The 13,286-nt window shown below is 55.3% G+C and carries 10 protein-coding genes; 2 read left to right on the top strand and 8 right to left on the bottom strand.

Annotated features, from left to right (window positions below):
- Window positions 1–87 precede the first annotated feature (87 nt).
- A complete protein-coding gene (locus HRQ60_RS18520; protein WP_172198604.1) occupies window positions 88–780 on the top strand; it encodes a Na-translocating system protein MpsC family protein in 693 nt (230 codons plus the stop codon).
- A 97-nt stretch (window positions 781–877) separates the two neighbouring features.
- Here the strand turns inward: HRQ60_RS18520 and HRQ60_RS18525 are convergent, their stop codons facing one another.
- Window positions 878–2,470 carry an acetate--CoA ligase gene (locus HRQ60_RS18525; RefSeq protein ID WP_172198606.1) on the bottom strand — a complete coding sequence of 531 codons (1,593 nt, stop codon included), beginning with the start codon at window positions 2,468–2,470 and terminating at the stop codon, window positions 878–880.
- 226 nt (window positions 2,471–2,696) lie between these two features.
- Here HRQ60_RS18525 and HRQ60_RS18530 point away from each other — a divergent pair, with 226 nt between their 5' ends.
- Window positions 2,697–2,981, top strand: a complete 285-nt coding sequence (locus tag HRQ60_RS18530; RefSeq protein ID WP_172198608.1) for a hypothetical protein — start codon at window positions 2,697–2,699, stop codon at window positions 2,979–2,981.
- A 471-nt stretch (window positions 2,982–3,452) separates the two neighbouring features.
- Here the strand turns inward: HRQ60_RS18530 and HRQ60_RS18535 are convergent, their stop codons facing one another.
- From HRQ60_RS18535 to HRQ60_RS18565, 7 genes are all read right to left on the bottom strand, one after another.
- Window positions 3,453–4,820 (bottom strand): dihydrolipoyl dehydrogenase family protein, encoded by a 1,368-nt coding sequence (locus tag HRQ60_RS18535; RefSeq protein WP_172198610.1) that lies wholly within the window; start codon window positions 4,818–4,820, stop codon window positions 3,453–3,455.
- 158 nt (window positions 4,821–4,978) lie between these two features.
- Window positions 4,979–5,212, bottom strand: a complete 234-nt coding sequence (gene hfq, locus HRQ60_RS18540) for an RNA chaperone Hfq (RefSeq protein WP_172198613.1) — start codon at window positions 5,210–5,212, stop codon at window positions 4,979–4,981.
- 174 nt (window positions 5,213–5,386) lie between these two features.
- The gene (locus tag HRQ60_RS24040) at window positions 5,387–7,672 is read right to left on the bottom strand and encodes a helix-turn-helix domain-containing protein (protein WP_172198616.1); all 2,286 of its coding nucleotides are present in this window, start codon (window positions 7,670–7,672) and stop codon (window positions 5,387–5,389) included.
- Between the two features lie 20 nt (window positions 7,673–7,692).
- A complete protein-coding gene (locus HRQ60_RS18550; RefSeq protein ID WP_172198620.1) occupies window positions 7,693–9,534 on the bottom strand; it encodes a heparinase II/III family protein in 1,842 nt (613 codons plus the stop codon).
- 34 nt (window positions 9,535–9,568) lie between these two features.
- Window positions 9,569–11,134, bottom strand: a complete 1,566-nt coding sequence (locus HRQ60_RS18555; protein WP_172198622.1) for a type 2 periplasmic-binding domain-containing protein — start codon at window positions 11,132–11,134, stop codon at window positions 9,569–9,571.
- A 126-nt stretch (window positions 11,135–11,260) separates the two neighbouring features.
- Entirely contained in the window at window positions 11,261–12,145 is an 885-nt protein-coding gene (locus tag HRQ60_RS18560; protein WP_172198625.1) for a carbohydrate ABC transporter permease, read from the bottom strand.
- A gap of 18 nt (window positions 12,146–12,163) precedes the next feature.
- Entirely contained in the window at window positions 12,164–13,114 is a 951-nt protein-coding gene (locus HRQ60_RS18565) for an ABC transporter permease (RefSeq protein ID WP_172198628.1), read from the bottom strand.
- Between the last annotated feature and the right edge of the window lie 172 nt (window positions 13,115–13,286).

Consider the following 13,286-nt stretch of genomic DNA (forward strand, 5'->3'; position numbering starts at 1 on the left):
AGTCAAGTTTCCAAGCATCGGTTAAAATTTTTTAAGCGGGAAGGGCGCGGAGGCGCGAAGGGTACTTACCTGATGAGGAGTGAGTTTATGCTTGAAAATCATAAAGAAGTCCCCGATATCGAAAAACTCGTTCAAGAAATGTGCACCTTCAGTTTTAATCATGCCCCCGGCAAAATCGGCATTTATCCGGACGAGCATAGTTTGATTATTCATCTGGAAGACTTTATGGGCGATGAGATTCTTAACCTAATCAAGCTGCAGGATCAGGATGCCCTGCGATCCGTCCAGGAATTGATGGTCGAACATCTGCTTCCCAATCTGGCAAGCAAAATCAAAGAAACGAACGGATTGGATATCGCCCATTTTTATTACGATTGGTTCGATAAGGACCTGTCCGGCATGCTGATCGGTATGGGCAACGAACCGGCACAATCCGCGCAGCCCCAGCTGTATCCCGGCCAAGACGCCGTTCACGAGAAGATTGGCCAAGTCACCTACGAAATCGAGAAAATGCCCGACGAGACGTATTCCTATTGGGCAGCCGACCATATTCTCGTGATTGTCCGTGAAGGAATTCTAATTAAGCTCGAGAAGGCTTTCCTAGATCAGGGAGCCGACGAAATTCTGAGAAAAGTTAAACGCAATCTCGAAAAAACCGCCATTCAAAAAGAAGCCAATACGCCTATCGAGAAACACCTGAACCGAAAAATCAAAAGTTATTATCTCGATTGGGCTTTCGATCAAAACAAAAGCTTTTTGATTTATGTATTCGAAAAATAGCCGCAAACCCAAACAAAATCCGGTCCCGCTGTCGAAAGACAAGTCGGTCCCGGATTTTGTGCGTTTTTGTGAGTTATAGAGGCGACTCCCCGTCCATTTACTTGGAAGCGTTCCGCTTCTCCTGTTCGCGCAGCTCGATCCGGCGGATCTTGCCCGATGCCGTCTTGGGCAGATCCGTCACGAATTCGATTTTGCGCGGATATTTGTAGGGGGCGGTCCATTCCTTAACGCTTGCCTGCAGTTCCTTGACCAGCTCCGGCGTTCCTTCCGCGCCGTCGCGCAGCACGATAAACGCTTTGACGATACTGCCGCGGATCTCGTCCGGACTTGCAACAGCCGCACATTCCTTGACGGACGGATGTCTCATCAGTGCTTCTTCGACTTCGAACGGCCCGATCGTATAGCCCGAACTGATGATAATATCGTCGCCGCGGCCTTCGAACCAGAAGTAACCTTCTTCGTCGAGACTGGCCCGGTCGCCGGTAATAAAGTATTCCCCGCGCATGGATTGTCCTTTGCGTTCGGGATCTTTGAAGTATTCGCGGAAAAGTGCCGGCAGTTCGCCGTGTACGGCAATATTGCCGACTTCGCCCGGAGCAACCGGTACCCCTTCGTCGTCGACGACAAGCGCAAGGCCGTCCGCCATCGATTTGCCCATCGCACCCAGACGAACCGGCGAACCGACCAGATTGCCGATCAGCAGCGTACTCTCGGTCTGGCCGTATCCGTCCCGGATCGTCAGACGATGATGCTTCCGGAATTCGTCGATGACCCCCTGGTTCAGCGGTTCTCCCGCCGAGACGGCGCTGCGCAGATTCGTCAGGTCGTATTCGTCCAGCCCGTGGGACTTGACCATGAGCCGGTATTCGGTTGGCGTGCAGCACAGAACACCGATCTTGTAATCCTGAAGCAGATGCAGATAGCGCTTCGGATCGAAGGCGCCGCTGTAGACGAAGCCGGTCGCCCCGCTGCCCAGTACGGACAGGAACGGACTCCAGATCCATTTTTGCCAGCCGGGAGCCGCCGTTGCCCAGACCGTGTCTTCTGCGCGGATATCCAGCCAGGAAGAAGTGATCCGCAGATGCGCGTAGGCCCATCCGTGCGTATGCACCACGCCTTTGGGATGACCGGTCGTTCCCGACGTATAGGCGAGAATTGCCATATCGTCCCAGGAAGTTTCCGCCGTTTCGAACGTATCGGGCTGCCCCTGCATCAGCTCGTTCAGATCGACCCAACCTTCGGCCGCCGCAACATCTGCCGTCTCGGTCACCCGAATCCGGTGGTTCAGCGCCGGAAGCTCTTCTTCGATCCGGTCCACTTCGCCCGTAACCGACGGCCAGGAGATGACCGCGCGCGCTTCGGAATGGATCAGGCGGTAAGACAGGTCTTTGGCCCGCAGCATTTCCGAGGACGGAATGATGACCAGTCCAAGCTTCAGGCACGCCATATAAATGACATAAGCCACGATGCGCCGGGGAACGGTTACGAGTACTTTGTCTCCTTTTTGCAGACCCAGTCCCGCTAAGCCTCCCGCAAGTTGATTGGCGCGCTTCAGCAGTTCGCCGTATGTGATCTCCGCCCGCTCGCCGGCTTCGCCGAGCCATTTGAGCGCGATTTTCTCGGGAGCGTAATGCTCCATTTCGGAGGTCAGGTTATATCTTTCCGGTGCAATCCATTCCCTATACTTCATCCGACATGTCTCCTTTTTCCTACCCAGTATTAAGATCAGATGGCTATTAGTATAGCACGTATTAGGACCAGGTGTTAAGCGAGGAGCTTCTTTATGTGTCCGTGACATGAAATCCCGTTCGAATAAAACGTTTGCAAGTTCTTTAGTTATTTGTGATATGTTTCACAACATTATATTTCAAATCTGTTTTAATAAAAGGGTAATCTATTCTATGGAGGCGAACAACATGAGTTTTGACGGTGCAGTAATCGAACGGCAGGGCAAAAAGTTTGCGGCGGTGACAGTCAAGCTGCATGTACTGGGTTATTCCGGTACCTGCGAAGAAATGGCGGCGAAATACGCTCCTTATTTCCCGGATATGCCGATCGTTCTGGTCTCGCAGGACGCGGACGGCACTCCGAAATACTGCGGCGATTCCGATTGCGTCGCTTGTCTCTCCGAACTTGGCGCCGCTTCGATCCCTTGGCAGACCTACACTTCCGTTCCGAAACAGGAACTTGCACTCCGGTGATTGCCGGAGTGTTTTTTTGTTCCCTACCGACTCGGAGCTTTTCTGTTGCCTCCCTTAATCCTGTTTTTATTCTTGTTCTTGTTTTTGTTTGATAGTTTTTTCTATTGTGAATTTTTCATGTAATGTTTTTTATTAATATTATTTTAAAAAATTCGCACTCCGCCCCCAATTAAAAAGCGGCCCCAAAACCGCGCCTTTAATTCCTCTTTCCCGCCCTTATCCCTTAATCCCTTAATCCCTTAATCCCTTAATCCCTTAATCCCTTAATCCCTTAATCCCTTAATCCCTTAATCTTCACCTATTATAAAAAGGAAAGGCGCAGCCGGCAGAGGAGAAGTCCGTGAAGGAGCGTAAGCGTTCGCCTTTGAAATCGGATTTCTACGCTTCACGTACAATCCAGGAAATCCGATTTCAACAAGCGACCGTAACGGAACTTCCCCGTCAGCCGGCCCCAACGCCTTTCCCCCCTTCTCACATCTCCAACAAATACTGCACATCGCTGCCGTCCGTCGGATAAGCGAACAGCGTGTCGCTCAGCTGCGGTGCCGTCAGCCCGTGCCGCATCGCAATCGTGAAATAGTTGATCAGATGCTCCGCTTCGCCGTTCAGGATGTGGGCGCCCAGGATCCTGCCGTCCGCTTTGTCGAGAATGACCTTCGCCCTACTCGGTTGTTCGCCCATCCGTTTGTACGTATACCAGGTCGACATATCCACGTGGTTGACCTTGATGTCTCTGCCGCTATCTTTGGCCTGCGCTTCGCTCATGCCGACGGACGCGAGCATCGGGTAAGTGAACGCAATCGACGGGATCGCCGTGTAATTGGGCTTCGAGCTGTCGGCTTGAAGCAGATTGGCCGCTACGGAGCGGGCTTCGAGTCCGGCGACCGGAGTCAGCGAAGGGCCGGGCGATCCGGATACGTCTCCTGCCGCATATACGTCCGGATTGCTGGTGCTGCGCAGATATTCATTGACGGTTACGCCTTTTTTATCGAAGTCGATTTCGCCCCGTTCCAGATTAAGTTCGTCGATATTCGGAGTCCGGCCGGCGCCGTGCACGACCGCTCCGCATTCGAGTCGCAGCGGCGTAGCGTTTTGTGTGCCTTCGAGCAGGAAGCCTCCGCCGGAGCGTGACAGCTTGGTCGTCTTCGCGTTCAGATGGAACGTGATTCCGATCTTTTTCATCCTGTCGACCAGCGCCTCTACCAGATCGGGATCGAAATTCTTGAGCGGCTTGTCGTCGTTATGAATCACGTGTACCTTCGCTCCGGCTTCGGCCGCGATATGCGCGAATTCAAACGAAATATACCCGCCGCCGATAAATGCGATCGTGTCAGGAAGACTCTCCAGGTCGAGAAAATCGTCGCTGTGAAGCAGCAGCTCTTCGCCGTCGATACCGAGCGTCGCCGGGCGGGCGCCGGTCGCAATCAGGATCTTGCCGCCGATCAGCGTATGCTCGCCGACCGTAATCGTACGTTTATCCGCAAAAGAAGCGGTACCGTGGAAATAACGGATTCCCGCCTGCTCGAACTTTTCTTCGGTCGATTTCGGAATGCCTTCGGTAAATGTATTTTTGAACGCCATCAGTTCGGACCAATCGATCGCGTTCTCGCTTTGGATGCCTTTGCCGGTCAGATTGCGGCTGCGCGCGATCAGCTCGGCGGCTCCGGCCAGCACCCGCTTGGGATCGCAGCCTCGCTGGGAGCAGGTACCTCCGAATGGACGCGGATCGATGATCGCTACGCTCCAACCCTTCTCCCGGCAGGAAGTGGCGACATTCTGTCCGGCACTGCCGGTGCCGAGTACGATCAGATCAAAATTAAAATCGGATAAGGGCTTCATAGAAAATTCCTCGCTCTCTGGGTATGGGCTGCATTTATCTTTCGCTTACCATTACCCGAATTGCCCGCTTGCGCCTTGTTTCGTCCGACGCGCAAACAAGCCCGGACAAGCGGCGATCTTCTCGCCGCCCATCCGGGCCTGTTTGCTGAACTGCGTTCTTATTTGGCTTTTTCGGCGATAATCGTCGAAACGGCATGTTTGTAAATGAGACTCTGCTTGCCGGCAGACGTTCGCACGACGATCACGAAACGGTCGAACGCTTCGATCTTCCCTTGAATACGGGCACCATTGACCGTAATGACCGTGCAGTCGCGTCCGCTCTCGCTAAGCTGCCGCAGCTGATCGTCCTGCTGAAAGCCTGTTCGTTGTTCTCCGGATGGTTCATTGGACATTGTGATCCCTCTCTCTATGTTAATGGGATAAGATTCGTCTCGACGGTGTTCCGTGTCAATCCGATTCCTGGTCATTATACCATCCCGAACCGCCCGAGTCTCAAAAAACCCTGGAGCAAATTTGCGCGGCGGCCGCCTTTTGAAATCGGTCTGCGTTCTCGGGGTGCACGAAAATCAAGAAATCTCCTGCTCGGGACTGTTCGGCCCGTTCTTCTGATACTGCTTCGGCGTTACTCCGTACTTTTCCTTGAAAATACGGATAAAATGATTCGTCGACTGGTAGCCGAGTTTCTCGGCGATCGCACTGACGGTCATCTGACCGCCCTGCAGCAGCCCCGCCGCCGCTTCCATTCGGCGAGCCGTGACGTACTCGATAAAGGTGCTGCCGGTGTTCAATTTGAACTGGCGGCTGACATAGTTCGGAGTCACTCCCAGATGTTCGGCCGCCCGGTCCAGACTGATCTCGTTGTACAGATGGTCGGCGACAAACTGCCGCACGCCTTCGACCAGATCCCGGTTGGTCCGCTGTTTGCGTTCTTCCAGATGTCCGAATGCGGTATCGAGACGTTCACTCATCCATGCGAGAAACAGCTCCGCATCGGAAATCCCGCCCGCTTCCGCGCGAATATCCGTATCGAACAGCCGCTGCGGATCCACGCCCATTCCTTTTAGCGTCTTGTGGAACGTATAGACCAATTCGCCCAACTGCTGCCGCCCGTAATCCGCCGTGAAACCGCCGCTTCGCATCTCTTCGACCGCGCCTTCGACCGCCTGGCGTGCACGGTTTCGTTCGCCGGCTTTCAGTCCATTCTCCAGATCCGCGAAGAAGCGCACCGATCCTCCCGTCGATCTTCGCTCTTCCTCGTTCAGCTCCCCGTAATCCAGGCGAAGCCGATCGGGATAGAAGAATCCGTAGCGGCCGGCTTCTATCGCTTCCCGGTGCGAACAAGCGGCGGCATCGCTTCCCTGCTGCCGGGTGGAACCGATGCAGAGGGTATACGCTTCTCCCGCCGCCGGAACGATCCGCTCCGCCATCAAGCTGCCTGCTTCCGCGGAAGACAGCCGCAGATCGACGATGCCGTACAACCTGCGGTCCGGCGCTACAATCACCCAAATCCGCGCGTCTTCGGCGGACTGCGCTTCCAGGCGCTCTGCCAATTGGTAGGCTTCCGCCAGCTGCGGAGCACCCGGTCCGACGCTTCTTGGCTGCAGGATAAAGCAGCAGAGACGGTCTCCAAGCCGTTCAAGCCCCAGAAAACGGCGCATCTCCTGCGCATTTCCGATATCGGATACGCCGGCGGCTTCTTCGCCGGGCTCCGGCGGTATCCGGTGCCCGCCGCTCAGCAGTTCCATGATGTAATGGTACTTGATGACCGGCTTGTTGACGGCCAACTGCTCGTTCAGATCGTGCAGCTGCAGCGAATAGCGCTGCAGGGTCGACCCGATCGGTCCGTATTGTTTTTTGGTCAATACATACAGCAGGGCAAGCCCTACGAGCAGAAGTCCCGCCCAGAGCGCATACATAAGATTTTTGAGATCGGCCGCTTTTTTGTAAAAAAGGCTCTTGTCCACAAGCGTGACGTAATCCCAGTTATTGACCCGCGAATGCGCATAAGCGACTACGGCTTCCCGGCCGTCCAGCTCCGCTTCGAAACTTCCCTGCTGCGGGTCTTCTCCGCCGGTCCGCTGCGCCCAGAGCGCAGCCGCCTGCGTATAAGCCGCTCCGCTGTCGGGATCCGCGTTTCCGGTCACAAGCTCTCCCTGCTCGTCCACGATAAAAGCCAGTCCGCTGGCCGGATCAAAAGAATCGGCCAGCGCCTGACGGACCGCGCTTTCTTTCAGATGGATAGCGAAGACCGCTTTCCGGCGGTCGAGAGGCGCAAAATACGGATAGCTGCGCACATAGCTGATCAAGCGCTCTTCGCCTCCGCTGGCGTCGGGCGCGGAAGCGGCATACCAGCCGACCTGGGCATCCGTTGTCAGGAATCTGTCCAGCCAGGCTGTCCGGAAGCCGGGATCGCGCCCCGATTCCTGCGGAAAATAGAAGAACCGCGTGCCGTAGAAGAAGACCGGATCCCGAAAATAATACATATCGACATAACGGATAAACGGCTGCTCCGACTGAAGGGCCGATAACGCTTCCTGTACATTCACGATTGCGGAATAGTCATGCCGGATAGGATGGGTCATCGGGTAAAACAAAGCGGTATTGTCGTCTGACAGTTCGGTCAGATTCCGCTTGGCGATCTGCACCGTCGGCATCAGCAGCTGCTCGTCGACCGTATTGCGGATCTGCTTGACGGACTGCACGTTGAACCGGTACAGCTCGGTATTGTAAGCCTGGATCATATATTGAAAAATGCCGACCTGCGGCAGGACGCCAAGAAGCAGAATCAACGCCAGATTAAAAAGAAGCAGCCGCGAGAAAAAGGCGGACTCGTTCAGCTTCCGTTGGGTCACGCGCTTTTCCTCCCTTTTTATTAGTGAATTGCCCTGCAGACAAACGTCAATTCGCTTTCGAAGCGCTGCGGAAGTCCCCGGGCGGTCAGAACCGTGCGGTAAACAATGCGCGCTTCGCCCAGGTGGGCACTCGTTTCAATCGCCTCGGTCGCTTCGGCAAAAACGGCGGGATCGTAGCGAAGTTCCACCTGCCCGTGTTCGCTTGGCCAAAGCAGCTTCCCCGTCTGCGCAATCGGACGATGCAGACTGATCAGCTGTTCCGCCACCTCATTGACGGCGGTATGGGTCTTGAATTCGAATACGTCGCGCAGCACAAGTTCCGCGAACGATTCGTTCTGCTCGCATGTCCAGGCAAACGAACGTCCGAAGAAATCCAAGCCCGCCGATTCGCCGTAAGCGCGGGTCAGATCCAGATCGAAATGCAGTACTTCCCCTTCGTATTCGCTGCGAAGACGCACTGCGCGGTATTCGCCGCCGCCTTCTTGAGCGCCGCCGTTAATGACCGGGACCGAATGGCCAAGCGAAGAGGTGTGCAGATGGGTATAGCGGGCGGGTCCGAAATAATCCTGCGTATAGACGCCCGGACCCAGGTCGGTCAAGATCGTCTCGCCTCCTGCATGAATAAGGAAATGTCCCAGATCGTTGTGGTTGTGCGGCTCGTCGTTATGTCCGCCTTTGGCCGAGAAAGCCAGCAGGCCCGAAGGAGTAAGCCTCTTGTCAATCACCCAGTCGGCATCCTGGAACAAGAAGGTGCCGGTCTTCTCTTCGCCCTGCGCCGAAGCTTCGTCGCTCCAGAGCAGATTGCGTACCTGATGCGGCCATCGGTAGCAGTGATCGTCGTGGAACGATGGCGGCAGCGGAACGGGCGGCGCGGACGCTCCGATTCGGCTGCGGAGTCGGCTGAGCAGACCCGGATGCAGCCGGATCTCAGGCGAACAGTCCGAATAATTGACACACGTGGGCACGGTCAAAGCCACGATGCCTGCGTAATCCGCGATCCGCCTAATCTTGTCCGCCTGCAGCAGATCGATCGCACCGCCGGTATAGGCATGCAGCATTTCCGCCCAATAGACATAATAACCGAACCCGTAGGTCCAGTATCCCGCTCCTTCCATGCAGCAGCCGTCGTCGCCGTAACCCGACAGGAAACTCTCCATCGCATCGCACACTCTGGCCTGCATCCAGGCCAGACGTTCGCGGTCTTCAACCAGCAGCAGCGCGGCCATCCCTACCGCACCGGCGCAGACCGCAGACCAGTTGTGCTCCGCCGAGAACCAGAAGAACGGACGCTCGCTGCGGAAGACCGGTTCGAAGATCCGGCGTTCGACTTCGCTTCTTACGCGCTGCACGATCCACGGATGCAGCCGGTCGCCGACCAGCAGCAGAGTCTCGGCCAGCGCGTGGGCCGTTTCCGCCGCGAACAAGTCGACGATGTCCGAAGGCGGCAGCCGTTCCGGTTCTCCGGCATCCGCATAAGGCAGATGCGAAGGCACGGCCCAACTGTATTCGCCGCAAATCTCCCAGATTGTCTGCTGCAGCGGCGCCAGATATCCGTTATCTTCGTCGATCAGCAGCCCAAGCGTCAAGGCCAGCAGCCGAGCGCGGCGGCGAAAGTAAGGACGCTCGGCCTCCAGCCTTGTCCCGCGCTCGCGAAAAGTCTGAATATCCGCGAAATCCAATACGGGTACCGGTTCGCAAGCAGCCTGCTGCGCTTCGGCGCGAATCTCGCCCAGCAGTCCTTCAAAACGTTTCGACACACGGATTTCCGCCCATTTCTCCGCGGTAATGACCGCTCCGGCCAAACCGGATGGATGGTCTTCCGCCTGCAGGATCGCTTCCCTTAATCGATAATACGGAATCATGGTTCTCCTCCTTTGCCGGGCGGCGCCTGCCGGCTTACTGCCCGGTCATCTGCTGATATGCTTCGTTGACGTCTTTTTCCACTTCGGAACCGCCGTTGTCCATAAACGTCTTCACGAACGTATCGAACGCGTCGACCGGCTGTTCGCCGATGATGATCTTGGTGTACGTCTCCTGCTGCAGTTTAGTCAGATTGCCGGAATACTGCGACAGGCTGTCCACAGCCGGAACGATAACGGGCGGGTAACCTTTCGTTTTGACGGAATCGCCAAATTTGTACAGTCTTTCGGAAGCCTTCTTGCCGAATTCCGGATTCTCCATCATGTTGAACACCTGGGCGCCGCGTTTGAAGCTGGCGTTGTTGTCGTTCGGATCTTCGATAGCCACAATCGATCCGTCTTCAAGCTTCTTCCAGTCCACGCCTTCTTTGCCGCGGTACACATTGATGTAATAATCATAGTCCGTAAAGCTCGTTTCGAGCATGGCCAGAATGGTCTGTACTTTGCGCGGGTCTTTCGCCGCTTTGGGGGTGATGCCGAGCGGTACACTGTTGACGCCCCACTGAGGTCCGCCCGATTGGCCTTTTGGACCGACCGGCGGCACACCAAAAGCGATTTCTCCGTCCGGCTGGGCTTTTTTGAAATTCTGGTATTGTCCGCCGCCCAGATCGCTGTCGCCAAACTTCTCGTTGCGCCAATGGTAGAACATGCCGTTGCCGGTCAGACCGATCCGATTGTTGTAGAACGCCTGGGAATCCGCCCAATAACCGCCCGTATTTTCGCCTGTAATAAACTCGGGATCGATCAAGCCTTTGTTGTACCAGTCGTTCAGCAGCGCGAGCGCTTCCTTCATTTCGGGCTGTACGGCCGCGAACTGAATCTTCCCGTCTTTGAGGACATAGTTCGCTCCGTCGGCCGGCATTCCGTAAGCGCCCATGATATACCGCAGCGCGTAATCCGACATGCCGTACGTGTCCTTTTTGCCGTTTTCGTCGGGATCGTCGCTGCGGAATTTGGTTAAAGCGTTTTCAAATTCGTCCAGCGTCTCGGGAATTTTGTTGATACCGACTTTGTCCAGCCAGTCTTGACGCCAGATCAGCGACTGCGGATAAGCGCCGCTCAGGTTGATCGCAGGCAGTCCGTAGATTTTGCCTTCGTACTTGACGGTATTCCACAGCGCAGGGCCGTAATCGTCGATCACGGACGCATACGTCGGCGCATACTTGCGGATATCTTCTTCGGAAATCTCCGCCAGAATGCCGTTCGCCACGTACTTGGGAATCTGTTCGTGCACCTGGAGCACATCCGGCATCTCGCCGGCGGCGAATTTGACATTCAGCTGATCGTTGCGCTGCTGCGCATCGACATACCAGATATTGAATTTGGCATTGAACTTCTTCTCGACCATCTTGACGATCTCCGAATCGGGGTCGGGCTGCGCATACGAGTTATAAGCGAGCCAATCCAAGGTTACCGGCTGCGAAGGATCCGAAGTTTGGCCGGATTTGGCCGAGTCTTCCCCTCCGCATGCCGACAATGTTCCTGCAAGAAGCGCCAACACGGCCAACCCTGTCCACTTTTTACCGAAAGTTACTTTTCCCATCTTATTCCCTCCAGCTTGCGGTATGTATGCGGCTTCCGGCGGCTCGTTCCGGACGATCTCCCGCATGCATATCCGAATAAATTATATCGGACATTGTCCGACCTGTGAACCCGTACTAAGCGGCAGTTACCCTTTTACCGAGCCCAACATGGTGCCTTTGACGAAGTATTTTTGCAGAAACGGATAGACGCACACGATCGGCAGAATCGATACGACCAGCGTCGCCATCTTCATCGATTCCCCGTTAACCGGGCGGTCGATCAGATCCGTACTGCCTCCCGCCGAAGGGTCCAGCGTGCCGTCGATGACGATGCGCCGAAGGATCAGCTGCAGCACCTGTTTGTGTTCGTCCTGGATGTACAGCATGGAGTCGAACCAGGCGTTCCAGTGGCCGACGGCGCTGTAGAGCGAGACGGTGGCGAGTATGGGCATCGACAGCGGCATGATGATCTTCCAGAGGATATACAGTTCGCCGGCTCCGTCAATCTTGGCGGATTCCTCCAGGCTTTCCGGCAGCGCGGCGATGAAGTTGCGGACGATCAGGAGCAGGAACACACTGACCACTCCCGGCAGGACGAGCGCCCAGACCGAATTCATCAGCCCCAGGTTCTTGATCAGCATGTAGCTTGGAATCAGTCCGCCGGAGAAAAACATGGTGAATACGATCAGCGCGGTCCAAAACGGACGGTGCGGCAGGCTTTTTTTGGACAGGGGATACGCGCCCATAAAGGTCAAAATGACGGTCAGCGCCGTGCCGAGCACGGTCCGAATAATCGTATTGCCGTAAGCGGTCCAGATGATCGACTTGCGGAATACTTCCTGGTAACCGCTGAAGTCGAATTTCGTCGGGAACAGGTGGAATCCGTAGCTGTTGATGACCTCCACGGGGCTGACCGAGACGGTCAGCACCTGCATCATGGGCACAATAATCGAGACGCACAGCAGAATCAGGACCGTATAGGCAAAAGTGACATAAATACGGTCGGACCAGCTTCGATGCTTGATTTTCATAAGATTCATGTTCCTTTCTCAGAAGATGGCCTGGTCGCTAAAACGGCGCGCAATCGTGTTGGCGGTCAGCACCATAATCAGCGCGATCACGTTCTTGAATAATCCGACGGCGGCGGCGTAGCTGTAGTTCATCTTGGCGATCCCCTCGGTGTAGGTATAGGTCGAGATCACGTCGCCGACGCTGAACACATTCGTATTGAGCAGATTGAAAATTTGATCAAAATCGTCGTTGATGATACTGCCCGAATTCAGAATAACCATGATTACAATCACAGGAGCGATCGACGGCAGCGTGATATACCAGACCTTCTTGAGCCGGCTGATCCCGTCCACCTCCGCCGCTTCGTATAGTTCGGGACTGATCCCCGCGATCGCGGCCAGGTAGATAATCGCCGAGAAGCCGACCCCTTTCCAGATATCCGTACTGACGAGAATCGTGCGGAACCAATCCGTGCTGGCGAGAAAATACACCGGCTGGAATCCCAGCTCCATCAGCAGTACGTTCAGCGCGCCGCGGCTAGGAGACAAAATCTCGATCACGATGCCCGACAGAACGATCCACGAGAGAAAATGCGGTAGGTAGCTGATCGTCTGCACAAACTTCTTGAATCTCGGCCGCATGACTTCATTGATCAGCAGAGCCAGAAGGATCGGAGCCGGGAAGCCGAACAGAATCTTGTAGGCGTTGATAATCAGCGTATTCTTCAGCACCTGCATGAAATAGATCCCGTCGAACAATTCGCGAAAATGCTTCAACCCCACGAACTCGCTGCCCGAGATGCCTTTGAAGATCCGGAAATCCTGAAACGCCATCAGCACTCCGTAAATAGGCACGTAATGGAAGATCACGAAGTACGCCAGGACCGGCAGCAGCATGAAAAAATAATACCGGTGCTTGATGTAGCTTCGGAGCGTCCTGGAGCTTCTGCGCTCCAGGGTGCCGGGTAACGCGATTGATTTGCGCTGCATGGTTCACCTCCAGATTCGAATAAAATACGCAGCCGACTCGGTCCGTGTTCGGGTCGAACACCGATTTGGAAGCGTATTCAATTTCTGAGGCCAACTCTACCGTTCCGGTCGCGGCAGGGCAATGACTCATATTCGCCTTTATGGCGATTTTTTGACGAAAACGGTGCCCGGA

The sequence above is a fragment of the Saccharibacillus qingshengii genome (assembly GCF_013185195.1).
GTDB lineage: Bacteria > Bacillota > Bacilli > Paenibacillales > Paenibacillaceae > Saccharibacillus > Saccharibacillus qingshengii.

Excerpts from the sequence above, each read along its gene's own strand:
- HRQ60_RS18555 (WP_172198622.1), bottom strand. The coding sequence starts at position 11,134 with ATGGGAAAAGTAACTTTCGGTAAAAAGTGGACAGGGTTGGCCGTGTTG.
- HRQ60_RS18535 (WP_172198610.1), bottom strand. The coding sequence starts at position 4,820 with ATGAAGCCCTTATCCGATTTTAATTTTGATCTGATCGTACTCGGCACC.
- HRQ60_RS18520 (WP_172198604.1), top strand. The coding sequence starts at position 88 with ATGCTTGAAAATCATAAAGAAGTCCCCGATATCGAAAAACTCGTTCAA.
- HRQ60_RS18565 (WP_172198628.1), bottom strand. The coding sequence starts at position 13,114 with ATGCAGCGCAAATCAATCGCGTTACCCGGCACCCTGGAGCGCAGAAGC.
- hfq (WP_172198613.1), bottom strand. The coding sequence starts at position 5,212 with ATGTCCAATGAACCATCCGGAGAACAACGAACAGGCTTTCAGCAGGAC.
- HRQ60_RS18530 (WP_172198608.1), top strand. The coding sequence starts at position 2,697 with ATGAGTTTTGACGGTGCAGTAATCGAACGGCAGGGCAAAAAGTTTGCG.
- HRQ60_RS18550 (WP_172198620.1), bottom strand. The coding sequence starts at position 9,534 with ATGATTCCGTATTATCGATTAAGGGAAGCGATCCTGCAGGCGGAAGAC.
- HRQ60_RS18560 (WP_172198625.1), bottom strand. The coding sequence starts at position 12,145 with ATGAAAATCAAGCATCGAAGCTGGTCCGACCGTATTTATGTCACTTTT.
- HRQ60_RS18525 (WP_172198606.1), bottom strand. The coding sequence starts at position 2,470 with ATGAAGTATAGGGAATGGATTGCACCGGAAAGATATAACCTGACCTCC.